Genomic DNA, 21,713 nt, shown 5'->3' with positions numbered 1-21,713 from the left:
TCAGGCGCCGAGCCCCGACTCGACCGGGAGTGTCCAGCGGTGCCGCTTGGGCGCCCAGTCGATCACCGGCTTGGACCCGTCGGCCTGGTCGACCATCTTCACCGAGACCCGCACCGACGGCGTACGGTCGAAGCAGTCCCGGCTCAGCACCGCCCGGAACACCTCCTGGCCCCACTTGGGACGGGCCGCGTAGTCGCACTTGACGCGGTCGTCGCTCCCCCGCCAGCCGTCGGCCTCCGTCAGGACGTAGTCGGTCCCGTCGCCGAGGCCGCTGCTCAGGACGTACTCGGGGCCCTTGGCGTCGCGGTCGGTGTCGAGGAACACCGAGACCCCGGCCGCGCTGGAGCGCATCAGCTCGTTGAAGCGCACCTTGACGAGGACGTTGTCGGCTCCGTGGTTGACCTCGAGTCCGTAGACGTCGGTCAGCGAGCCCTTGGCATCGGCCGGGTCGTCGATGCTGTAGAACTCCGCGTGCGCCGGCGCGGCGGCGAGGGCGGTGAGCGCGAGCACGGGGACGGCCAGGAGTGAGATCCGAGTTCTCATGACCCGAGTCTGTCACCGCACACCCCTGTCGCGTCCACCCACTTGGGGAGGGGGCCGCGCGGCGGTGGGACGATGGCGGCATGACCGGGGCCGGGGGGTGGGGCACACGCCGCCACGGCACCACGCTCGCCCTCCTCGCCTGCCTCGCGCTCGCGGCCTGCGGTCGGTCCGACGAGCCGACGCCTCCGCTGCCGCCCTCCGCGTCGACGGAGGCGGCACCCGATGCCTCGCCCGACGCCCCGCCCGACACCTCGCCCGATCCCGCCCCGCCTGAGCGGCGTCCGGCCCCGGTGCGCATCGCGGTCGCGGGAGACGTGCACTTCGAGGGCGTGCTCGCCCCGCGCCTGCGCCGGCCTGCGACCGCGCTGACCGGCGCCGCCTCCGAGCTCGCCGCGGCCGACGTGGCGATCGTCAACCTCGAGACCTCGGTCGGCACGGGTGGAGCTCCAGAGCCCGGGAAGCGCTTCACCTTCTCCGCCGGCGCGGCCGCGTTCACCGCCCTGGCCGCCGCGGGCGTCGACGTCGCCAGCATGGCCAACAACCACGCCCTCGACTTCGGGCGCAGCCGCCTGCCCTCCACGCTGCGGGCCGCCCGCCGCGCGGCTGCCGCCGACCCGCCGCTGGCCGTGATCGGGATCGGCGCCGACGCGGACGACGCCTTCGCCCCCGCTCTCACCGACGTCGAGGGCACGACCGTGGCGACGATCGCCGCCTCGGCGGCCGACCAGGACCCGACGGCGGACCCCACTGCTTCCTGGGTGGCGGGACCGGCCAGGTCCGGGGTCGCCGGCGCACTGGACCCCGGACGCCTGCTCCGCGAGGTGCGGCTCGCCGACCGGTCCGCCGACGTCGTGGTCGTCCACCTCCACTGGGGCGTGCAGGGCCAGCGGTGCCCGTCCGACGACCAGCGCGTGATGGCCCGGCGGCTCGTCGGTGCCGGCGCCGACGTCGTGGTGGGCAGCCACGCCCACGAGCTGCAGGGTGACGGTCGTCTCGGGCCCGGCTACGTCGCCTACGGGCTGGGCAACTTCGCGTGGTACTCCCCCGGCCCCACCGGCGTCCTCACCCTCACCGTCCGGCCACCGCGCGAGCCGGCGGGCCGGGCGAGGGTCACCGCGTCGCGGTGGTGGCCCGCGACGATCGGTGCGGACGGTCTCGCCGCGCTCGACACCGGCCCGGCGGCGGCGGCGTCGCGGGACCGCCGGGTCGCGCTGCGGGAGTGCGCCGGGTTGGGCTGACCAGCCTCAGCGCGGGGCGAGCCACTCCGCGACGATCCGGCCCACTCGCTCGAGCTGCGCCGGCGACACGACGGACGGCACGTCCGCGGTCGAGTGGTAGCCGGCGTAGGGCGTCGACCCCAGGCGCGCGGCCGGCAGGCCGTCCCGGACGAAGGACCAGTGGTCGCTGCTGCGCTGGCCGCTCTCGGCGACGGCAGCCGCGCCGGCTCGACGGGCCGCTGCCAGCAGCGCTCCCTGCACCGGGTCGGACTCGCCCGCGGAGCCGACCGGCACCACCGCCCCCACGCCGACGCGGTCGAGCGACACCATCGCCCGCATCGCTCGGCGCTCCGCGGGCGGCATCGCGGCGACGTACTGCCGCGACCCGTAGTGGTGGTCCTCCGGGTCACCGCGGGGCTCCTCGGCGCCGAAGGCGACGAACACCGTCGGGAGGCGCGTGGAGTGCTGCGACGCCGCCTCGGCGACCGCGAGCGCCACGCCCACGCCCGAGGCGTTGTCCTCCGCGCCGGGCGCCTGCGGCACCGTGTCGAGGTGCGCCCCGACCACGAGGTGCGGCTTGGTCGGGTCGAAGCCCGGCGGGGTGGCCACCACGTTGACCGAGCGTCCGGCCGGGACGGGCACCCCCCAGGACTCCCCCGCCGGCACGTCCACGCGCCGCCGCTCGACGTCGTACCCGAGCCGGGACAGCTCGCCGGAGACCCAGCGGGCGGCGCGCGCGTAGGCCTCCCCCGTCGCCTCCCGCGGACCGATCCGGCCCGCGAGGTGGCGCACGGCCCGGACCGCGACGGCGGTGTCGACGGCGTCGGCGGAGAGCGGCTCGTCGGGCTCCGGTGAGGCCTCCGGTGAGGTCTCAGCGGTCGGGGACGGCTCGGCGGGCTCCTCTGGCTCCTCAGGCTGCTCAGGCTCCTCGACCGGCTCTTCGACCGGCTCTTCGACCGACTCCTGGGGCGGCGCGGCCGGCGCGTCTCGGCCGCCGCGCTCCGGCTGGTCCGTCGAGCACCCGGCGACCACCAGCAGCGCCATCGTGGCGGACGCAGCCGCCCCCCGCCGCCTCGCGCGCCCCGTCGTCACGCCCCCACCCTGCCAGCCCCATCCATGGACAGCCACGGACGAGCACGGCCAGGCAGGGTCGGGGAACCATCCGCACCCGAGACGTCCCGAACGACCTGCCGATGGTTCCCCACCCCGAAATGCCGAGCAGCGCCGCCCCGGAGGACGACGCTGCTCGCGAGAGGGACGAGCGTGAGCTCAGTCGAGGTAGTCGCGCAGGACCTGCGAGCGGCTCGGGTGGCGCAGCTTGGACATCGTCTTCGACTCGATCTGGCGGATCCGCTCGCGGGTCACGCCGTAGACCTTGCCGATCTCGTCGAGCGTCTTCGGCTGGCCGTCGGTGAGGCCGAACCGCATCGAGACCACGCCCGCCTCGCGCTCGGAGAGCGTGTCGAGCACTGCGTGCAGCTGCTCCTGCAGCAGGGTGAACGACACGGCGTCGGCCGGCACGATGGCCTCGGAATCCTCGATGAGGTCACCGAACTCCGAGTCGCCGTCCTCGCCGAGCGGCGTGTGGAGCGAGATGGGCTCGCGGCCGTACTTCTGGACCTCGATGACCTTCTCCGGGGTCATGTCGAGCTCCTTGGCCAGCTCCTCCGGGGTGGGCTCGCGGCCCAGGTCCTGGAGCATCTGGCGCTGGACGCGCGCGAGCTTGTTGATGACCTCGACCATGTGCACCGGGATGCGGATGGTGCGGGCCTGGTCGGCCATGGCGCGGGTGATGGCCTGACGGATCCACCACGTGGCGTAGGTCGAGAACTTGTAGCCCTTGGTGTAGTCGAACTTCTCGACCGCGCGGATCAGGCCGAGGTTGCCCTCCTGGATGAGGTCGAGGAAGAGCATGCCGCGACCGGTGTAGCGCTTGGCCAGCGAGACGACGAGTCGCAGGTTGGCCTCGAGGAGGTGGTTCTTCGCGCGGCGCCCGTCCTCGGCGATCCACTCGTACTCCTCGAGCATCTTCGGGCTGATCCGTCCGCCCTTGGCGAGCTTCTCCTCCGAGAACAGGCCGGCCTCGATGCGCTTGGCGAGCTCGACCTCCATCTCGGCGTTGAGCAGCGGGACCTTGCCGATCTGCTTGAGGTAGTCCTTGACCGGGTCGGCGGTCGCACCGGCGACCATGACCTGCTGCTCCGGCTCGTCGGTCTCGTCGGCCGCGGAGACGGTGAAGGCCTGCTTCTCGTCCTCCTTGATCGTCGGGTCGGCGGCCACGGCCTTCTCGAACTCGGCGTCGGGGATGTCCGGCAGGATCTTCTTGCCGTCCGGGCCGATGACCGGCGCCTCGACGGTGCCGAGGTCGACGACCTCGTCGCCCGCGGGCGCGTCGGCGGACGGCGCCGCCTTCTTGGCGGCCGCCTTCTTCGCCGGAGCCGCGGTCTTGGCGGCGGGCGGGGCAGCCGTCTTGGCCGCCTTCTTCGCCGGAGCCTTCTTGGCAGCGGACGACGTCGCGGCCCGCTTGCTGGTGGCGGCCACGGCACGCATGCCTGCGGCGTCGATCTGGACCGAGATCCCGAGGCCGCTGAGGTGCACCAGCAGCGCCTTCAGGTGCCGGGGCTCGACGCCGGCCTCGTCACTGGCGCGCCGTACGTCCTCGGGGGACACGGTGCCGCTGGGATCGGCACCGGCCACGAGGGCAGCGATGGAGGGGTGCGTGAGCACCTCTGCGGGAAGCAACTTGCGTGCGTGTGAGGACACGAACACCTCTCGTCGAGCAACTTCGGGGCGCGGCGAGGCCCGGTGACGTCAAGAGCCGCGATGCCATTCTGCCACGGCCCTCCTGATGGCCGGGCATCCGCCTGTCGGCCGCGCGTGTCCACGCTCCGTCAGGGGCGTGCGCCACGCTCCCCCGGTCATTCCGCGGCCTGAGCGACAGCCTTCTTGGCCTTCTTCGCCTTCTTGAAGTCGCGCACCTTCTGCAGCGACTCGGCGTCCACCACGTCGGCGACGGAACGGTGCCCTTCGAGGGCGTAGTCGCCGACGACGGCCTCCCAGCCCTCGGGACGCACGTCGAGCTGCTTGGCGAGGAGGGCGACGAAGATCTGGGCCTTCTGCTTGCCGAACCCGGGCAGCGCCATCACCCGCTTGAGCAGGTCCTTGCCGTCGGCGGCCTCGGTCCACAGCCGGGAGGCGTCGCCGCCGTAGGTGTCCTCGACGATGCGGGCCAGCTCCTGCAGGCGCGCTGCCATCGATCCCGGGAACCGGTGGATCGCCGGCGGGGTGGAGGCCATCGCCGCGAACTCCTCGGGGTCGGCGGCCGCGATCGCCTCGGGCTCGACCGTGCCGAAGCGCTCGAGGACCTTGGCGGGCCCCCGGAAGGCGTGCTCCATGGGGTACTGCTGGTCGAGCATCATGCCCACCAGCAGCGCGAACGCGGAGTCGTCGAGAACCTTGTCGGCGGCGGGGTCGCCCGTGATCTGGAAGCCCATGGGGACATCATCGCCCACGGACGCCGCCGTAGGGCTCGCGCTGGCACGCGAGCCGCCGTCAGGTGGGCGCCGCTACTGCGCCTTGACCGCCAGGACGGGGCACGGGGCGTCGAGGAGCACGCGCTGCGCGTTGCTGCCGAGGATGAGCTTGCCGACGGGCGAACGGCGACGCAGGCCGATCACCAGCAGCTCGGCGCCGTTGGCCTCGGCGATGCTGATCAGGTCCTCGGCGGGCTCGAAGCCACGCACCAGCTGACGGACGTCGTGCTCGACGCCGGCCTCCTCGAGCCTCTTCTGGATGCCGTTGAGGTCGTCCTCGGACGAGCGTGCGGCCGGCCCGTCGAAATCCTGACCTCCCCGGTGGGAGTTCACCACGACCAGCTTGCTGCCACGCAGCTTGGCCTCGTTGATGCCGGCAGCAAGGGCTGCTTCACCCTCCGGCTTGGGGACGTACCCGACGACGACGGTGCCCATGGTGTCTCCTCTCGGGGCCGCGACGCCTCGCCGCCGGCCTGCTGGCACCGTAACGGAAACCACAGTGCTTGGGCAGCCTGTGGAGGGGTGGGTCGGACGCGTCGCGCTGCGGCAGGCTGGAGCGGTGGACCTCCAGCCCGCAGTCCAGCCCGCAGTCCTGGCTCCCGTGGACCGGCACACGCACGCGGTCCTCCGGGCGGCCACGCTCGAGCTGGTCGAGGGCGAGACCCGGCGCCGCTTCCCGGTGGCCCTGCACGCGGGGGTGCCGGGCCGGTCCGTGCGGCACGTCGAGGACCCTCCCCTGCCGGACGCCGGGCTGCGGGCCGACGTCGTCCTCACCATGCTCCGGGCCGCCGCCTCCCTCACCCCGCGCCCGGCGCTGTGGCTGACCCGGCCCGGCGAGCTCAGCCCGCACGACGACGACCTGCGCTGGCTCGGTCCCGCCGCCTGGGCCGCCCGCGCGCTCGGGACCTCCGTCGGCCTGGTCGTGGTGACCCGGCGGGGGTGGTTCGACCCGGTCAGCGACGTACGCCGCGAGTGGCAGAGGCTGCGCCCGCGTCCCCCCTCGGCCCGGACCTGACCTCGAGCGGTGGCTGGGCCACGGCTCGACCGGCAGCGGTGAGGCACGCGGCTTTCGGGCGCGCAAGACCTGCCTCACGCACCGCTCCCCCGGCGTGTCGCCGTAAGACGCGCACCCAGCGGTGCGTGAGCCACCTTCCCGAGGCGCAGAAGGCGGCTGAGCCACCGCTCACCGGGCAGCGGTGAGCCACGCGGCTTTCGGGCGCGCGGAACCTGCCTCACGCACCGCTCGTACGACGACGCGGCGCGGCCGGGGGCCGGGTGGCCGGCTGGCGGGGGTCAGTCCCAGGTGTGGACGGGCTCGTTGCTGTGCATCCGGTCGCGGTAGTCGAGGAGGGTCGCGCGGAGGGCGTCGTAGCGGTCGACTCCCCCGCGCTCGTGGACGCGGTCGACGAACCAGCCGGCGCCGCTGGCCTCGCTCTGGCAGCGCTGCTCGATGATGCCGAGGTAGCGGTCCCGCTCCTCCGACGGGACGCCCCAGGACTCGAGACCGGCGTGGGCCATCGGCAGCAGCCGGCGCAGCACCAGCTCGGTGGCCCGGACCTGGCCGAGGCCCGGCCAGTAGACCTGGGCGTCGACGCCCATCTGGGCGGCGACGTGGAAGTTCTCCTCCGCCGCGGAGAACGACATCTGCGACCACAGCGGCCGCTCGCTCTCCACGAGGTAGCGGACGAGGCCGAACCAGAGCGCGGCGTTGGCGATGGTGTCGGCGACCGTCGGCCCGGCCGCGAGGAGGCGGTTCTCGACGCGGAGGTGCGGCATGCCCTGCGAGATGTCGTAGACCGGCCGGTTCCAGCGGTAGATCGTGCCGTTGTGGAGCTTGAGCTCGTGGAGGGCCGGCGTGCCGCCGGACTCGAGCACCTCGAGGGGGTCCTCGTCGTCGGTCACCGGCAGCAGGGCCGGGAAGTAGCGGACGTTCTCCTCGAACAGGTCGAAGACCGAGGTGATCCACCGCTCCCCGAACCACACCCGTGGCCGGACCCCCTGCGCCTTGAGCTCCTCGCTGCGCGTGTCGGTGGCCTGCTCGAAGAGCGGGATGCGGGTCTCGCGCCACAGCTCCTTGCCGAGCAGGTAGGGCGAGTTGGCCGACACGGCCAGCTGCACGCCGGCGATCGCCTGCGCAGCGTTCCAGTGGGCGGCGAACTGGTCGGGCGAGGTCTGCACGTGGAACTGGGTGCTGGTGCAGGCGGCCTCGGGGACGATCGAATCCGCGGTCGTGGTGAGGCGCTCACGGCCGGAGATGCTGATCGTGATGTCCTCGCCGCGTGCGGCGAGGATCTGCTCCGAGAGCAGCTTGTAGCGCGGGTTGGAGCTGAGCGAGGAGACGGTCATGTGACCCTCGGCCAGCGTCGGGAGGATCCCGATCATCACCTGGTGGGCACCCACCTGAGAGCCCTTCTCCTCGGCGTCGTTGAGCGAGCGGCGCAGGCTCTGCTCGAACTCGGAGAGCCCACCCTCGCGGAGCTTGGCCGGCGCCACGTTGATCTCGATGTTGAACTGGCCGAGCTCGGTCTGGAAGTCGGGGTCGGCGATGGCCTCGAGGACCTCGGCGTTCTTCAGGGCCGGGTCGCCCGCGTCGTCGATGAGGTTGAGCTCCATCTCTAGGCCCGTCATCGGGTCGTCGGTGTCGAACGCCGCCTCGCGCAGCATGCGAGCGAACACGTCGAGGTTGCGGCGCACCTTCTCGCGGTGGCGCGTGCGGTCGGCCCGGCTGAACTCCTGCTGATCGACCTCTTCGCCCATGTCCGAACCCTAGTCACGGCGGGATCGACCGGGAACCGTCCGGAGGGCTGGTCTACGCCGCCGGATCGCCGCTCACGCCCAGCCCGGGCTGCAGCGTCGCCCACGAGTCCGGCGGCGTCGCCGACTCGAGCAGCTGGGCCACGAGCCCGGCCAGCGAGTGGGCCGGCTCGCTCTCGCGACACCGGTCGACGGCACACCACGACAGCGCGCCGTCGCCGGCGAGCCACGCGGCGAACGCCAGGACCGCAGCGGGGCCGGCGACGTGGGACGAGGGAAGCCGGCGCACGGCGTCGGACCAGAGCTCGACCGCGCCCCGCGCCTCGGTGCGGTCGAGCCAGACCCACGCCTCGTCGCGCCGCTCGCCCGTGCGCACCGTCGCGGCCACGGACGCCAGCTCCGGCGCGGTGAACGTCGTCGCGGCGCCGAGGTGGCGACGCACCAGCGCCCGGAGGCCGCCCGCGGGGAGCGGCGTCGCGCCGGCCAGGTGGGGCAGGCTCCGTCCCACCGCCGGCGCGTCGGGTGCGAGCGTCTCGCGCAGCGCCTCGCGGCTGGCGTGGGTCACCCGCCCCTCGTAGACGGCCTGGGCGGTGAAGGGGTGCTCCGCGAGGGTGAACGGCGTGCCGCGGTAGGCGGCGAGCGGCGCCCCCGGGAGCACGGCGTACCAGTGGTCGTCGTGGACGCGCAGCACCTCACGCACGTCGATGCCGGCCGCGGTGAACTCCTCGTGGACCGACCAGGCAGCCTCGTCGGCGACCGTCGTGTCGTCGTCGTAGACCACCACGACCACCTGCCGCACGCCGTTGCGCCGTGCGGGCCGCAGCAGCGCCTCGACGACGTCGTCGACGTCGTCGGGGTCGTGGGGCAGGTCGACGCGGGCGTGCATGCCGCCCCCCGAGCCGCCGACGCTCACCAGGACGACGGACCGTCGGGGGACGAAGCCCAGGGCGAGGGGCACGAAGGCGGCGATGTCGCCGCGACTGCGCACGCGCAGCGTGGTGGGGCCGGCGGGCGCCGACGCGGTGGAGGGAGGGACGGGGACGGGGACGAGCTCGTGAGGTTCCATGACGTCGACGCTTCCCGCGGGCACCGACCCTCGACACAGGTCGGCGTCCCCGCCTGTGGACGGGCGGGTCCCGAGGCCGCCTGTGGACGGTTCGTGGCCCGTGTCCGGCCCCGCGGGCACTCCACCGTCCGCTGCATGCGGGAGGATGGCGCGGTGACACTGCTGCCTGCTCCCGGCCCGGCCGGCTGATGCGCAGCACCGCGTCGATCCTCCACCTCGACCTCGACGCCTTCTTCGCCGCCGTCGAGCAGCGCGACAAGCCGTCGCTGCGCGGCAAGCCGGTCATCGTCGGCGGCACGGGCGGCCGGGGCGTGGTGTCGACGGCGTCCTACGAGGCGCGCAAGTATGGCGTCGGGTCGGCGATGTCCGGACGCGAGGCCCGGGCCCGCTGCCCGCACGCGGCGTTCCTCAGCGGCCGGTTCCATGCCTACCGCGCGACCAGCAAGCTCGTCATGCAGGCGCTGCGCGACCTCTCCCCGCTCGTGGAGCCGCTGTCGCTCGACGAGGCCTTCGTCGACCTCGCGGCCGCCGACCTGCCCGACCTCGAGGTCGACACCGTCACCGCCGCGGGCGCCGAGCTGCGCCGTCGCGTGCAGGAGGTCACCGGCGGGCTCACCGCGACGGTCGGCATCGCGTCCTCGAAGTTCCTGGCCAAGGTCGCGAGCGAGCTCGACAAGCCCGACGGCATGACCGTGGTCCCTCCCGGCACCGAGCTCGACCTGCTCCGGCCGATGAAGGTGAAGGTGATCCCGGGCGTCGGCCCGGCGACCGCCGAGCGGCTGCGTCGCGCCGGCATCCACACCGTGGCCGAGCTCGAGGCGGTCACCGAGGACGAGCTGGTGCGGCTGCTCGGCCAGGCACAGGGGCACGGGTTGTGGCAGCTGGCCCGGGCACAGGACTCCCGCCCGGTGGTCGCCGAACGCGAGGCCAAGTCCATCAGCGTGGAGGGCACCTACGACTCCGACCTCACCGATCGCAGGCTGATGGAGGGGCTGCTGACCAGGCAGGCGCGCGAGGTGGGCACCCGGATGCGGAAGAACGGCCACTCGGGCCGGACCATCACGATCAAGGTCCGCCTGCACGACTTCACCACGCTCAGCCGGTCGAGCACGCTCACCAGCCCCACCGACGACGGCGCCACCATCGCCCGGATCGCCCGCTCGCTGCTGGCCGACCTCGACACCACCGGCGGCGTGCGCCTGCTCGGGGTCGGGGTGTCCGGCCTCGCCGACTGGGTGCAGGAGGACCTCTTCGGCGCGGACGCCGAGGACGAGGAGGTCGAGGTCGTGCTCCCCGAGCCACCACGGCGCACCTGGCCGCCGGGCGCAGACGTCGTGCACGACGAGCTGGGTGCCGGCTGGGTGTGGGGCTCCGGCGCGGGGGTGGTGACCGTGCGCTTCGAGACCGCCGACACCCCGCCGGGGCCGGTGCGCAGCTTCCGCGCCGACGACCCGGCCCTGCGTCGCTTCGAGCCGCCGCCCGAGGACTGACGGCCGCCCTCACCCGAGCCGGAGCAGCACCTCGTCGCCGGGCCGCAGCTGCGCGCAGAGGTCGAGGTCGTCGTCCTCGACCACGGCCACGACCGGGTAGCCCCCGGTGGTCGGGTGGTCGGCCAGGAACACGACGGGCTGGCCGGACGGCGGCAGCTGGACCGCGCCGTGCACGATCCCCTCGCTCGCCAGCTCGCCGCCGCGGCGGAGGATCGGCGGCCCGGTGAGCCGCAGCCCGATCCGGTCGCTGTCGGGCGCCACGGCGTACGACGCCCCCTCGAGCCGCCGCCAGCCGTCGTCGTCGAGCCACTCCGCGCGCGGTCCGCGACGCAGCCGCAGCACCGGGTCCCGGGGTCGTACGACGACCGCGGCGGGCGCCTCGGGGAGCGGTCCGGTCGACCCGAGCGCCAGCACGTCACCCGCCGCGAGCCGGGGCGGCCCGACCCAGGCGAGGGTGTCGGTGGAGCGCGAGCCCAGCACGGGGGTGACCGCGATCCCGCCGTTGAAGGCGACGTAGGACCGGACGCCGGTCGTGGCCGGTCCGACCGTGACCACGGCCCCGCCGGGCACGGTGACCGCGGCGCTGTGGGGGACGGCCCGCGCGCCGACGCGGACGGTGCACGGGGCGCCGGTCACGGCCAGCGTCACCGCGCGGCGCGGCCTCAGCACGATCCCGCCGACGGTGGTCTCGACCACGGCGTCGTCGGGCCTCCCGCCGACGAGCCGCCGGGCGAGCGCCGCGGCTCCGCGGTCGAGGGCACCCGCGCGGGGCACGCCCAGGTGGGCCCATCCCCGCCGGCCGAGGTCCTGGACGGTCGAGAGCGGGCCCGGGTCGACGACCTCGACGTCGCCGCCGGCCGTCACCGCGCCGCCTCGAACCGCACCCGGGTCCCGGGGGCCAGGAGGGCCGGTCGGGCGCGGTCCACGTCCCACAGCTCGGCGTCGGTCGTGCCGATCAGCAGCCAGCCGCCGGGCGAGGCCGTCGGGTAGACGCCGCACCAGGTGTCGGCGAGCCCGACCGACCCGGGTGCCACGCGGGTCCGCGGCGACGCCAGCCGCGGCACGGCCCGCTCGAGCGGGAGCCCCGCGAGGTAGGCGAACCCGGGTGCGAACCCGCAGAAGGCGGAGGTGAACTCCAGCGACGTGTGGAGGTCGACCACCTCCCGCGTCGTGCACCCCCAGTGGTCGGCGACCCGGGCGAGGTCGGGACCGGAGTAGTGGACCGGCAGACGGACGAGCGGAGCGGGCCGGGTCACGTCGTCCGTCGCCCACCTCCGGAGGGCCTCGCGCGCGGCGACCGGGTCGACGCCGTCGAGGAGCACGGTCCGCGCCGCCGGGACGACCTCCTCGGCGGGCAGGCCGACCGCACGCACCCACGCGGCGAGAGCGGCGGCCGCCACGGCGTCCTCGACCTCGACGAGGCAGGCACGCGCAGCGACGTCGACGACCTTCACGTGGGCCATTGTCCACCGCGCCGCCCACCCGCGGAGTTGCCGCGGGGCCCCGACCTTTGGCAGCCTCGTGGGCGCACACAGGTGAGGGGCTCCCGATGGTATGAGCATCAGGAGCCCCTCGATGTGATCGGGATGGTGACGTCCGATCCACCGGACCGGCCTCCGGCCCCCACAGTCCCCGCCACCGGGCCTGCGCGGCGACCAAGTCGCCGTGTGGAGCTGTTCGTCCGATCCGATCCCCGACCCCGCCGGAGCGGCGTCGGTAGGAGAGTTCTACGTCGTCCTGGCAGCCGCCCGCAAGGGGTCTCCCCGACAAACCTGCGATCCCACAGGGTTCCCCACAGAAGTGGTCCGCTGCTCCACAGCCCGGTCGGTCCCGTCCACAGCCGGCGGCTCAGGCTGTGGAGGACCAGCACGTCTCTACGGACAGGCCGGCCGCCTCGAGCGCGCGTCGTACGACGACGGCGGTCCGCACCGCCCCCGGGGAGTCGCCGTGCACGCACACCGAGTGCACCGACGCCGCCAGCTCGACCCCGCGCGACGCCACCCGCTCGGGGTCGGTCACCAGGGCACCCGGCCGGTCGCGTGGCAGCAGCCGGCCGTCGGCGCCGTAACCGCGGTCGGGGAAGCCCTCGAGCCGCCACCCCCGGCCCCGCGCACGCGCCATCGACAGCAGCAGGGAGCCGGGCATGCCCAGGACGGGCAGCCCGCCCGAGCCGTCGAGCACCGCCGCTGCCTGCTCCTCGTCCCGGGCGACCCGGTGGTAGAGCGCACCGTGCGGCTTGAGGTAGGCCACCTCCGCGCCCTCGGCGGACGCGATGGCCGACAGGACGCCGACCTGTTCGGCCACCTGCTCGCGCAGGACGTCGGCGGCCACGTCGAGCTCCACCCGGCCGAAGCGCTCGCGGTCGGCGTAGGACACCTGCGCCCCCAGCGTCACCCCGCGACCGACGGCGACGGCGCAGACGGCGCGCATCGTGTCCACCGTGCCCGCGTGGAACCCGCAGGCCACGTTGGCGCTGGTGACGACCGCGAGAAGGCTCTCGTCGTCGGTGATCTCCTCGCCCAGGTCGGCGTTGAGGTCGACCGCGTCGGGGCCTTCGGCGTTCCGCATGGGCCCAGTGTCCCCGGGCAACCCCTGAGAAGTCCCTGAGAGTTGGGCGATCGTGCAACTCCGGTGGGTACTGGCTCGTCAAGGCAGGTGAAGGCACCACATCCGGGGCGGGGAATCCCGCGGCGGACACAGGCGTTGGAACAGATGTGCGACACGGGGTGGTCGCACGAGAGCAGGAGGACGAGATGAGCACCGCACAGGCCAAGCGCACCACCACCACTCGTGAGATCGAGGGCCGCGACAGCGTCGGGCTCTACCTCGACGAGATCGCTCGCACCCCGCTCCTCGACGCCGAGACCGAGGTCGAGCTGTCCAAGACGATCGAGGCGGGCCTGCTCGCGCAGCACCTCCTCGACACCGGCCGTGTCGGTCGCCGCAAGGGCGGTGCGCCGATGAGCGCCAACGAGGAGGAGCTCGAGTGGCTCGCCGAGCAGGGTCGCCTCGCGGTCGACCGGTTCATCGAGGCCAACCTCCGCCTCGTCGTCTCCATCGCGCGCAAGTACGGCCGCTCGCAGATGCCGATGCTCGACCTGATCCAGGAGGGCAACACCGGCCTGATCCGCGCGGTCGAGAAGTTCGACTACACCAAGGGCTACAAGTTCTCGACCTACGCCACGTGGTGGGTGCGCCAGGCGATCACGCGCGGCATCGCGCAGCAGGCCCGCGTCGTCCGCCTCCCCGTGCACGTCGTCGAGGAGCTCAACCAGGTCGGCAGCGCGCGGCGAACGCTCGAGCGCCAGCTCGGCCGCGACCCCGAGCCGCAGGAGATCGCCACCGAGCTCGGCATGGACATCGACCGCGTCCTCGACCTGATGAGCTGGGGCCGCGACCACGTCTCGCTGGACACGCCGGTGGACGAGGACGGCGACACCTCGCTGGGTGACCTGATGGCCCAGGAGACCGCGCCCGGCCCGGACCTCAACGTCCTCGACGCCGAGGCCCGCCAGCGGCTCGACGACCTCGTCGGCATCCTCGACGAGCGTTCCGCCGACATCGTCCGCGCCCGCTACGGCCTCGCGGACGGTCGCCAGCACAAGCTCGCCGACATCGGTGCCCGCCACGGCATCTCCGCCGAGCGGGTCCGCCAGCTCGAGCGCGAGGCGCTGCAGAAGCTCCGCCGCGCCGGCGACCCCGACCTCGCAGCCTGACTCCACAGCACCTCCCTCAAGACCGCCGGGCCGAGCCCGGCGGTCTTGCCATGTCCCGGCCCGCCCGCGCCCCGAGCGGTGCGTGACGCGGGTTCCGGACGCCGACAAGCCGTCCGACTCACCGCTCGGGTCGCGGCGTGCTGGGCGAGCGGTGCGTGACGCGGGTTCCGGACGCCGAGAAGCCGCCCCACTCACCGCTCGGTGAGGGGTGAGGTGGCAGACCGGATCAGTACGCCGCGGACTCCAGGTCCGCGCTCGCGGCCTGTGCCCGCTCGACCACGTCGGCGGGGACGGGCCGTCGGGCTGCCACCCGCGCCTGCCACATCTGGACCGCCACCACGCGGGCGGCCGCCTCCTCGACGTGCGCGCGCGAGACCAGGCCGGAGTCGATCGCGTCGGCGACGATCCCGTGCGTGGTGGCGGTGTCGACCGGCATGAGGAGCAGGTCGGCCCCGGCCTGCAGCGCCTGCAACGCCGGCGTGGGCCGGCCCCCGACGGCGCCCATGCCGAGCGAGTCGGTGATGGTGACGCCCTCGAAGCCGAGGTCGTCGCGCAGCAGGTCGTAGACCTCGGGCGCCATGCTGGCCGGCACGCCGGGAGCGATGTCGGTCAGGTCGAGGTGGCTGAGCATCACGGCCGGCGCCTGCTGGCGGATGGCCGACTCGAAGGGCGGCAGGTCGTGGGCGGAGAGCTCGGCGAGCGTCGAGTCGAGCACCGGGAGGGTGTCGTGGCTGTCGCTGGTGGCGCCACCGTGGCCCGGGAAGTGCTTGACGGTGGACACGACGCCCGCGTCGTCGTAGCCCTTGATCGCGGCGCCGACCGCCTGGGCCGCCAGCCGCGGGTCCTGGGAGGGCGACCGGGCACCGATGGTCGGGTCGGCGGCGCCGATGGTGACGTCGGCGACCGGGGCGAAGACCCACGTGAAGCCGAGGTCACGCAGCTCGAGGCCCGTGGCGAGGGCCGCGCCGCGGGTCACCCGGCGGCCGAGCCGGGCGTCGGCCGCGATGGCGAGCCCGGCCGTCTGGAAGTGCGGGAAGTCGGTGGCGATGCCGCGCAGGTGCGAGACGTAGCCGCCCTCCTGGTCGACGCCGATCACCGGCGGGTGGTCACGTCCGTCGGCGCGGGCGGCCTCGGCGATCGCCGAGGTCATCGCCAGCACCTGTTCGCGGTCGAGCACGTTGGCCCCGGTCACCGAGACGCCGGCGAGGTGCAGGTCGCGCACCATCCGGGCCGGCTCCTGCGGGTCGGTGCCGTGGAAGCGCCCGACGATGACGCCGCCGGCGAGCTGCTCGGAGCTCCAGGTGGAGACCAGCTCCTGCGCCTGCTCGAGCTCACCGGTGGTCGGACCCCACGTCGTCGGGGTGTCGGGGTCCTCGGACGCCTCCGGCTCGGCAGGGGCGGCGGACTCCGTCGTCGACACGGACGGCGACGGGCTGGACGTGGCCGGCTCCGCGTCGTCAGGCGCCTGTCCGAGGCCGGCGCACCCGCTCACGAGCAGGACGCCGGTCGCGATCAAGGCCAGGCGGGGTCGGGTCGAGAACACGCCGGGGAGGCTACCCGGCCGACCCCCGCGACCCGGAAACGTCAGGCCCGCCGGGCGAGCTCCTCGTGGATCGCCACGACCTGCCGCCGCAGGTCCTCGAGCGAACCGGTGTTGTCGACGACGTGGGTGGCGATCGCGAGCCGCTGCTCCCGGGTCGCCTGGGCCGCGATCCGCGACAGGGCCTCCTCACGGGTCCAGCCGCGGTCCGCGACCATCCGCTGCACCTGCACCTCGGCGGGGGCGTCGACCACGACGACGGCGTCGAAGGACCCCGCCCGCCCGACCTCGGCGAGGAGCGGGATGTCGTGGACCACGACCGCGTGGTCCGGGGCGTCGGCCTCGAGCTCGGCGCTGCGCCGGTGGACCAGCGGGTGGATGATGGCCTCGAGCCGGCGACGCGCGTCGGCGTCTCCGAAGACGAGGGCTCCCATGGCCGCGCGGTCGAGGTCGCCCTGCGGCGTGAGGAGCTCGGGCCCGAACTCCTCGACCACGGCCGCCAGCCCGGGCGTCCCGCGCGCCACGACCTCGCGGGCGAGGCTGTCGGCGTCGATGACGATCGCGCCGAGCTCGGCGAGGATCGCCGAGACGGTGCTCTTGCCCGAGGCGATGCCGCCGGTCAGGCCGACACGAACGGTCACAGGTCCTCCCCCACGACGACGGCCAGGATCTCGTGGAGCGTACGACGCTGGGCGGGCGTGAGCACGTCGAGGACCCGCTGCGACGCCTCCCGCCGTACGCCGTCGATGTGCGCGAGCAGCCGACGGCCGTCGTCGGTGGGCACCAGGCGGGTGGCCCGGCGGTCGGTCGGGTCCGGCTCGCGCCGCAGCCAGCCGCGGTCCTCCAGCGCGTCGGCGACCTCCGTCGCCGACCGGGGCGCGATCCGCAGCGCCTCCGCGAGGGCCGAGGGTCGCATCGGCTCGGCACCGGCCAGCACGCGCAGCGCCCGCGCCTGGGCCGGCGTCACGTCCCAGGCGGCGAGGGCCTCGACGTGCGCGCGTCGCAGGCGCCGCGCGAGCGCCATGACCAGGTCGCCGGTCGCCGGGTCGGGCCCACTGTCCGGATCCATGGGAATACCTCGCTCTCCACCTCGGTTGTGGCCTCATAGTGAGGTTACCTCACCACTTCATCCAGAGAGGAGCTGGTCGGATGGCTGACCACACCGACTCCCCCACCCGAGGCCGCCGCGGCGGCCGGCCCGACCCGGCCGACCTGCGGCAGCTCGCGGACTCCCCCGTGTCCCTGCGCCGCATCGCCCGCCTCTTCGCGCCCCACCGCGCCACCTTGTCCGTCGTCGTGGCACTCATCGTGCTGAGCTCGCTCGTCGGCCTCGCCCAGCCGTTCCTCGTCCGGCACGTGATCGACGAGGCGCTCCCCCGCCAGGACGTCGGCCTGCTGCTGCTCCTGGTCGGCGCCATGCTCGGGGTCGCCGTCGCGACCGCCGCGATCGGCGTCGTGCAGACGTGGCTCTCCACCTCGGTGGGCCAGCGCGTCATGCACCGCCTGCGCAGCGACCTGTTCGCCCACCTGCAGCGGCAGTCCCTCGACTTCTTCACCCGCACCCGGGGCGGCGAGGTGCAGTCGCGCCTGGTCAACGACATCGGCAGCATGCAGGGCGTCGTCACCCAGACCGCGACGTCCATCGCCGCCAACGTCACGGTGGTCGTCGGGACGGCCGTGGCGATGGTCGCGCTGAGCTGGCGCCTGGCACTCATCTCGCTCGTCGTGCTGCCACCGGCCGTGCTGCTCACCCGGCAGGTCGCCCGGATGCGCCACCGCATCACCGGCGAGCGGCAGCGGCGGCTCGCCGACCTCCACGTCCAGATCGAGGAGGGCCTCTCTGTCAGCGGGGTGCTGCTCACCAAGACCCTCGGCGCCTCGCCGCGGCTGACCGCCCGGTTCGAGGAGACGTCCGCCGACCTCGTCGGCCTCGAGATCCGCTCCCGCCTCGCCGGTCGCTGGCGGATGGCGACGATGAACGTCGTCTTCGCCGCGGTCCCGGCCGCGATCTACCTCGCCGCGGGCTTCCCGGCCACCTCGGGCGGGATGACCATCGGCACCCTCGTCGCCTTCATCGCCCTGCAGGGCACGCTCTTCCGGCCGCTGATGGGGTTGCTCAACGTGGGCGTCGACCTCACCGCCTCGCTGGCGCTCTTCAGCCGGATCTTCGAGTACGCCGACCTCCCCGTCGACCTCGGCGAGCCCGACGAGCCGGTCCGGCTGGACCGGCAGCGCGTGCGTGGCGAGGTGCGCTTCGAGCACGTCGGCTTCTCCTACGACGGCGACCGCGCCGTGCTGTCCGACGTCGACCTCGTGGTCCCCGCGGGCGGCACGCTGGCGCTGGTCGGCGAGACCGGCAGCGGCAAGTCGACCCTCGCCTCGCTCGTGCCCCGGCTGCACGACGTGACGAGCGGCCGGGTGCTCGTCGACGGGGTCGACGTCCGCGACCTCGCCGCCACCGATCTCGCTGCCGTCGTCGGGGTCGTCACCCAGGAGACCTACCTGATGCACGCGAGCGTGCGCGACAACCTGCGCCACGCGCGCCCGGACGCCACCGACGCCGAGATCGAGCAGGCCTGCCGCACCGCGCGCATCCACGACCTGATCACCTCGCTGCCCGACGGCTACGACACCGTCGTGGGCTCGCGCGGGCACCGGTTCTCCGGCGGCGAGCAGCAACGGTTGGCCATCGCCCGCACCCTGCTGCGCGACCCGGCCGTGCTCGTCCTCGACGAGGCCACGAGCGCGCTCGACAACGAGACCGAGCGCGCCATCCTGGCCACCCTCGACGAGGTGACCCGGAGCCGTACGACGATCACCATCGCGCACCGGCTGTCCACCGTCCGCGACGCCGACCAGATCGCTGTCCTCCACGCGGGCCGCGTGGTCGAGCTCGGCACCCACGAGGAGCTGCTGCTCCAGGGCGGCCGCTACGCAGACTTGGTGCGCGGCGGGCTGGGCGCGGAGCCCGCGGCTGCGTGAGCGGACGTCATGGGAATCCGGGGTCCGAACGCCCAGCTCCCATGACGTACCTCCTCAGGAGTGCGTCAGGCGGACGCCTTCTCCGCGGCCGCCAGCAGCACGCAGGTCGCCACGGCCTCCATCGCCTGGGTGACCTCGGCGAGCGGCGGCATGGTGGGCGCCAGCCGGATGTTGGTGTCGTCCGGGTCCCGCTTGTAGGGGAACGACGACCCGGCGGGCGTCAGCGCGATCCCGGCCTCCTTGGCGAGGGCGACGACACGGCTCGCGGTGCCGGGCACCACGTCGAGGTTGACGAAGTAGCCGCCGGTCGGGCTGTTCCAGGTGGCGACGCCGCGACCGCCGAGCCGCTCCGTCAGCACCCGGTCCACCTCGGCGAACTTCGGCGCGATGATCGCGCGGTGCTTGGCCATGTGGTCGCGCACGCCCTGCGGCGACCCGAAGAACTCGGCGTGCCGCAGGTGGTTGACCTTGTCGGGCCCGATCGACCCGTTGCCGAGGTGCCCGAGGTACCAGCCGACGTTGCCGGTCGACGCCGCCAGGAAGGCGACACCGGCGCCGGCATAGCTGATCTTGGAGGTCGACGCGAACATGATCGGCCGGTCCGGGTGGCCCGCGGCCGAGGCGAGGGTCAGGATGTCGGCGCTCTTGGCCTCGTCTTCGGTGAGGTGGTGCAGGGCGTAGGCGTTGTCCCAGAAGATCTTGAAGTCGGGCGCGGCCGTCGGCATCGCGGCCAGCCGGGCAGCGACGTCCTGGCTGCAGATCGCGCCCGTCGGGTTGGCGTAGGTCGGGACGATCCACATGCCCCTGATGCTCGGGTCGTCGGCGACGAGGGCCGCGACGGCGTCGGCATCCGGCCCGTCGTCGTGCATCGGCACGGTCACCATCTCGATGCCGAGGCTCTCGAGCAGGGTGAAGTGACGGTCGTAGCCCGGGACCGGGCACACGAAGCGGACCTTCTCCTCCGTGCTCCACGGGCGCTCGGAGTCGACCGCGCCGAAGAGCATCATCCAGACCAGGCAGTCGCGCATCATCGACAGGCTGGAGTTGCCGCCGGCCACGACCTGGTCGGGCTCGACCCACAGCAGCTCGGCGAACATCTCCCGCAGCTCGCGCAGGCCCTCCAGGCCGCCGTAGTTGCGCACGTCGACCCCGCTGGCGTCCTTCGTCGACGTCGGCAGCCTCAGCAGGTCGTCGGCGAGGTCGAGCTGCTCCGACGACGGCTTGCCGCGCGTGAGGTCGAGCTTGAGCCCCTGCGCCTTCAGCTGCTCGTAGGCGGCGCGCTGCTCCTCGAGCAGGGCGGCGAGGTCGTCGGCGGACAGGTCGGCCAGCGCAGTCGCGTTCACGGGTTCCAGCCTAGAGGTCCCGGCGTCCGGCCCTGACGGCCGCTCTCCCGCTGGTACGACGCCTCCTGCGGGTGGTGCGCCCAAGAGGCGGCCCCGCCAGCGGGCCGCTGAAGAACTGCGGCCGGACGACAACTGCCGGCGCCTCGGCGACGTCGTACGGCCGCAGTTCTCCTGCAGCCGGCGACACCCGTACGACGTCGGAGACCCCCGACGCTGAGGTCAGGCGGTCATCCGGAAGGTCCGCCGGTACTCCTGGGGGCTGACCCCGCGGGCCCGGCCGAAGTGGTGGCGCAAGGTGGCGGCGTTGCCGAAGCCGACCTCGCCGGCGACCCAGTCGATCGAGTGGTCGGTCTGCTCGAGCAGCTCCTGCGCGGCACGCACGCGCTCGCCGAGGATCCAGCTGTACGGCGTCGTGCCGGTCTCCTCCTTGAAGCGCCGAGCGAAGGTGCGCGCCGACATGTGCACCTGCTTGGCCAGGGTCTCGACGTCGAGCTCCTCGGACAGGTTCGCGCTGATCCACGCCAGCAGCGGCGCCAGCGCCTCGGACTCGCACACCGGGACCGGGCGCGCGATGAACTGCGCCTGCCCCCCGTCACGGTGCGGCGGCACGACCATCCGACGGGCCGTCGTCGCGGCGACCTTGGCGCCGAACTGCTGGCGCATCACGTGCAGCGCCGCGTCGAGGGCGGCCGCGGACCCGGCGCCGGTGACGATCGAGCCGTCCTGCACGTAGAGGACGTCGGGGTCGACGATGGCTCGGGGGTAGCGTGCGGCCAGCTCGGCGGCCCACCTCCAGTGGGTGGTGCAGCGGGTGCCGTCGAGGAGACCGGCCTCACCGAGCTGGAAGGTCGCGGTGCAGTGCGCGAAGAGCATCGCGCCACGGTCGTGGGCGGCGCGCAGCAGCTCGGAGACCTCGGGCGAGGTGCTGCGGTGGTCGCTCTTGGGCGCGAGGCAGATGAGGTCGGCGTCCGCGGCGGCGTCGAGCCCGTGCTCGACGTGGAGGTCGAACCCCGCGCGCGTCCGCAGCCTGCCCGGCCGCGGGGTCACGACGGTGAAGTCGAACACCGGGTTGTCGTCCTCGGGGTGGTAGGGCTCTGCCCACACCTCGCACAGCGCACCCAGGCCGAACGGCTCGGGCTGCTCCTGGACGACGACCACGACCTTCTTCATGACAGCAGACTGGACCACCGCTGGCAGGAAATCAACTAACCCTGTCGTTCCTGCCACTGGTGGCAGGAACGAGATGGGCGAATGATTGCTGCCATGAACACGATCATCGCCCTCTTGGTCCTGGCCGCAGCGATCTCCGCGCTGGTCAGCTACGCCCGACACGACCGGTTCGCCGGCCCCGCCTCCGCCTCCCACCCCGTCGACGAGCTGGGCCCGATCGAGGAGCGACTGCACCTCGTCCCGCGCGGCTGAGCCCCGTTCCGACGGACACAAATCAACTTTTGCTTGACCTGACACAAAAGTCCAGCCTAGCGTGATGGCGGTCACACGGCTGTCGTGCCGGTGACGCTCGCTCCTCA

Annotated in this window: 21 protein-coding genes; 6 read left to right on the top strand and 15 right to left on the bottom strand. The window is 73.6% G+C overall.

Annotated elements, in window-relative coordinates; genetic code table 11:
• Positions 1 to 543, bottom strand: a complete 543-nt coding sequence (locus NCI01_RS17445; RefSeq protein WP_254182763.1) for a hypothetical protein — start codon at positions 541 to 543, stop codon at positions 1 to 3.
• Between the two features lie 80 nt (positions 544 to 623).
• Here NCI01_RS17445 and NCI01_RS17440 point away from each other — a divergent pair, with 80 nt between their 5' ends.
• Positions 624 to 1,781, top strand: coding sequence for a CapA family protein (locus NCI01_RS17440; protein ID WP_254182762.1), 1,158 nt, complete (start codon positions 624 to 626; stop codon positions 1,779 to 1,781).
• A 6-nt stretch (positions 1,782 to 1,787) separates the two neighbouring features.
• On the opposite strand, the gene NCI01_RS17435 is transcribed toward NCI01_RS17440, so the two are convergent.
• The 4 genes from NCI01_RS17435 to NCI01_RS17420 form a co-directional block, all read right to left on the bottom strand.
• A complete protein-coding gene (locus NCI01_RS17435) occupies positions 1,788 to 2,852 on the bottom strand; it encodes a M28 family metallopeptidase (RefSeq protein WP_254182761.1) in 1,065 nt (354 codons plus the stop codon).
• A 177-nt stretch (positions 2,853 to 3,029) separates the two neighbouring features.
• Positions 3,030 to 4,529, bottom strand: coding sequence for an RNA polymerase sigma factor (locus NCI01_RS17430; protein ID WP_372495193.1), 1,500 nt, complete (start codon positions 4,527 to 4,529; stop codon positions 3,030 to 3,032).
• Positions 4,530 to 4,678: 149 nt separating this feature from the next.
• Entirely contained in the window at positions 4,679 to 5,254 is a 576-nt protein-coding gene (locus tag NCI01_RS17425) for an HhH-GPD-type base excision DNA repair protein (RefSeq protein WP_254182760.1), read from the bottom strand.
• Between the two features lie 72 nt (positions 5,255 to 5,326).
• A complete protein-coding gene (locus NCI01_RS17420) occupies positions 5,327 to 5,728 on the bottom strand; it encodes a universal stress protein (protein WP_254182759.1) in 402 nt (133 codons plus the stop codon).
• Positions 5,729 to 5,852: 124 nt separating this feature from the next.
• On the opposite strand from NCI01_RS17420, the gene NCI01_RS17415 reads away from it, so the two are divergent.
• Positions 5,853 to 6,308: a hypothetical protein gene (locus NCI01_RS17415; RefSeq protein WP_254182758.1), complete on the top strand. Its 456-nt coding sequence runs from the start codon at positions 5,853 to 5,855 to the stop codon at positions 6,306 to 6,308.
• 278 nt (positions 6,309 to 6,586) lie between these two features.
• On the opposite strand, the gene NCI01_RS17410 is transcribed toward NCI01_RS17415, so the two are convergent.
• Both NCI01_RS17410 and NCI01_RS17405 read right to left on the bottom strand, forming a co-directional pair.
• Positions 6,587 to 8,050, bottom strand: a complete 1,464-nt coding sequence (locus NCI01_RS17410; protein ID WP_254182757.1) for a glutamate-cysteine ligase family protein — start codon at positions 8,048 to 8,050, stop codon at positions 6,587 to 6,589.
• Between the two features lie 52 nt (positions 8,051 to 8,102).
• Entirely contained in the window at positions 8,103 to 9,113 is a 1,011-nt protein-coding gene (locus tag NCI01_RS17405; protein ID WP_254182756.1) for a DUF4192 domain-containing protein, read from the bottom strand.
• A 188-nt stretch (positions 9,114 to 9,301) separates the two neighbouring features.
• Between NCI01_RS17405 and NCI01_RS17400 the strand changes: the two genes are divergently transcribed.
• Complete coding sequence (locus tag NCI01_RS17400) at positions 9,302 to 10,603, top strand: DNA polymerase IV (protein ID WP_254182755.1); 1,302 nt, start codon at positions 9,302 to 9,304, stop codon at positions 10,601 to 10,603.
• A gap of 9 nt (positions 10,604 to 10,612) precedes the next feature.
• Here the strand turns inward: NCI01_RS17400 and NCI01_RS17395 are convergent, their stop codons facing one another.
• The 3 genes from NCI01_RS17395 to NCI01_RS17385 form a co-directional block, all read right to left on the bottom strand.
• On the bottom strand, positions 10,613 to 11,467 hold the full coding sequence (locus NCI01_RS17395; protein WP_254182754.1) for a 5-oxoprolinase subunit C family protein: 855 nt from the start codon (positions 11,465 to 11,467) through the stop codon (positions 10,613 to 10,615).
• Positions 11,464 to 12,057 carry a 5-oxoprolinase subunit B family protein gene (locus NCI01_RS17390; RefSeq protein ID WP_254182753.1) on the bottom strand — a complete coding sequence of 198 codons (594 nt, stop codon included), beginning with the start codon at positions 12,055 to 12,057 and terminating at the stop codon, positions 11,464 to 11,466. The genes NCI01_RS17395 and NCI01_RS17390 overlap by 4 nt, the downstream gene beginning before the upstream one ends.
• A 394-nt stretch (positions 12,058 to 12,451) precedes the next feature.
• A complete protein-coding gene (locus tag NCI01_RS17385) occupies positions 12,452 to 13,171 on the bottom strand; it encodes a 5-oxoprolinase subunit PxpA (protein ID WP_254182752.1) in 720 nt (239 codons plus the stop codon).
• A gap of 185 nt (positions 13,172 to 13,356) precedes the next feature.
• Here NCI01_RS17385 and NCI01_RS17380 point away from each other — a divergent pair, with 185 nt between their 5' ends.
• The gene (locus tag NCI01_RS17380) at positions 13,357 to 14,319 is read left to right on the top strand and encodes a sigma-70 family RNA polymerase sigma factor (protein ID WP_254182751.1); all 963 of its coding nucleotides are present in this window, start codon (positions 13,357 to 13,359) and stop codon (positions 14,317 to 14,319) included.
• 226 nt (positions 14,320 to 14,545) lie between these two features.
• Here the strand turns inward: NCI01_RS17380 and NCI01_RS17375 are convergent, their stop codons facing one another.
• Genes NCI01_RS17375 through NCI01_RS17365 form a run of 3 tightly spaced genes read right to left on the bottom strand, consistent with a single transcriptional unit; the run spans position 14,546 to position 16,928 of the window.
• Complete coding sequence (locus NCI01_RS17375; protein ID WP_254182750.1) at positions 14,546 to 15,862, bottom strand: glycoside hydrolase family 3 N-terminal domain-containing protein; 1,317 nt, start codon at positions 15,860 to 15,862, stop codon at positions 14,546 to 14,548.
• Positions 15,863 to 15,903: 41 nt separating this feature from the next.
• The gene (gene coaE / locus NCI01_RS17370) at positions 15,904 to 16,500 is read right to left on the bottom strand and encodes a dephospho-CoA kinase (RefSeq protein WP_254182749.1); all 597 of its coding nucleotides are present in this window, start codon (positions 16,498 to 16,500) and stop codon (positions 15,904 to 15,906) included.
• The gene (locus tag NCI01_RS17365; RefSeq protein WP_254182748.1) at positions 16,497 to 16,928 is read right to left on the bottom strand and encodes a MarR family winged helix-turn-helix transcriptional regulator; all 432 of its coding nucleotides are present in this window, start codon (positions 16,926 to 16,928) and stop codon (positions 16,497 to 16,499) included. The genes coaE and NCI01_RS17365 overlap by 4 nt, the downstream gene beginning before the upstream one ends.
• Positions 16,929 to 17,008: 80 nt before the next feature.
• Here NCI01_RS17365 and NCI01_RS17360 point away from each other — a divergent pair, with 80 nt between their 5' ends.
• Positions 17,009 to 18,841: an ABC transporter ATP-binding protein gene (locus tag NCI01_RS17360; RefSeq protein ID WP_254182747.1), complete on the top strand. Its 1,833-nt coding sequence runs from the start codon at positions 17,009 to 17,011 to the stop codon at positions 18,839 to 18,841.
• A gap of 65 nt (positions 18,842 to 18,906) precedes the next feature.
• Here NCI01_RS17360 and NCI01_RS17355 read toward each other — a convergent pair whose 3' ends face one another.
• Positions 18,907 to 20,184, bottom strand: a complete 1,278-nt coding sequence (locus NCI01_RS17355; protein ID WP_254182746.1) for an aspartate aminotransferase type Ic — start codon at positions 20,182 to 20,184, stop codon at positions 18,907 to 18,909.
• A 219-nt stretch (positions 20,185 to 20,403) separates the two neighbouring features.
• Positions 20,404 to 21,354, bottom strand: a complete 951-nt coding sequence (locus NCI01_RS17350) for a GlxA family transcriptional regulator (RefSeq protein ID WP_254182745.1) — start codon at positions 21,352 to 21,354, stop codon at positions 20,404 to 20,406.
• A 93-nt stretch (positions 21,355 to 21,447) separates the two neighbouring features.
• Between NCI01_RS17350 and NCI01_RS17345 the strand changes: the two genes are divergently transcribed.
• Positions 21,448 to 21,606, top strand: coding sequence for a hypothetical protein (locus NCI01_RS17345; protein WP_254182744.1), 159 nt, complete (start codon positions 21,448 to 21,450; stop codon positions 21,604 to 21,606).
• Positions 21,607 to 21,713 lie beyond the last annotated feature (107 nt).

It is taken from the genome of Nocardioides pinisoli (assembly GCF_024199985.1).
GTDB lineage: Bacteria > Actinomycetota > Actinomycetes > Propionibacteriales > Nocardioidaceae > Nocardioides > Nocardioides pinisoli.
The sequence above is the reverse complement of the archived record's forward strand: the minus strand, read 5'-3'. Positions and strand labels throughout refer to the sequence as shown.

Coding starts and splice junctions, on each gene's coding strand:
- NCI01_RS17365 (WP_254182748.1), bottom strand. CDS start 16,928: ATGGATCCGGACAGTGGGCCCGACCCGGCGACCGGCGACCTGGTCATG.
- NCI01_RS17380 (WP_254182751.1), top strand. CDS start 13,357: ATGAGCACCGCACAGGCCAAGCGCACCACCACCACTCGTGAGATCGAG.
- NCI01_RS17360 (WP_254182747.1), top strand. CDS start 17,009: ATGGCTGACCACACCGACTCCCCCACCCGAGGCCGCCGCGGCGGCCGG.
- NCI01_RS17405 (WP_254182756.1), bottom strand. CDS start 9,113: ATGGAACCTCACGAGCTCGTCCCCGTCCCCGTCCCTCCCTCCACCGCG.
- NCI01_RS17445 (WP_254182763.1), bottom strand. CDS start 543: ATGAGAACTCGGATCTCACTCCTGGCCGTCCCCGTGCTCGCGCTCACC.
- NCI01_RS17345 (WP_254182744.1), top strand. CDS start 21,448: ATGAACACGATCATCGCCCTCTTGGTCCTGGCCGCAGCGATCTCCGCG.
- NCI01_RS17385 (WP_254182752.1), bottom strand. CDS start 13,171: ATGCGGAACGCCGAAGGCCCCGACGCGGTCGACCTCAACGCCGACCTG.
- NCI01_RS17420 (WP_254182759.1), bottom strand. CDS start 5,728: ATGGGCACCGTCGTCGTCGGGTACGTCCCCAAGCCGGAGGGTGAAGCA.
- NCI01_RS17425 (WP_254182760.1), bottom strand. CDS start 5,254: ATGGGCTTCCAGATCACGGGCGACCCCGCCGCCGACAAGGTTCTCGAC.
- NCI01_RS17410 (WP_254182757.1), bottom strand. CDS start 8,050: ATGGGCGAAGAGGTCGATCAGCAGGAGTTCAGCCGGGCCGACCGCACG.
- NCI01_RS17440 (WP_254182762.1), top strand. CDS start 624: ATGACCGGGGCCGGGGGGTGGGGCACACGCCGCCACGGCACCACGCTC.
- NCI01_RS17400 (WP_254182755.1), top strand. CDS start 9,302: ATGCGCAGCACCGCGTCGATCCTCCACCTCGACCTCGACGCCTTCTTC.
- NCI01_RS17350 (WP_254182745.1), bottom strand. CDS start 21,354: ATGAAGAAGGTCGTGGTCGTCGTCCAGGAGCAGCCCGAGCCGTTCGGC.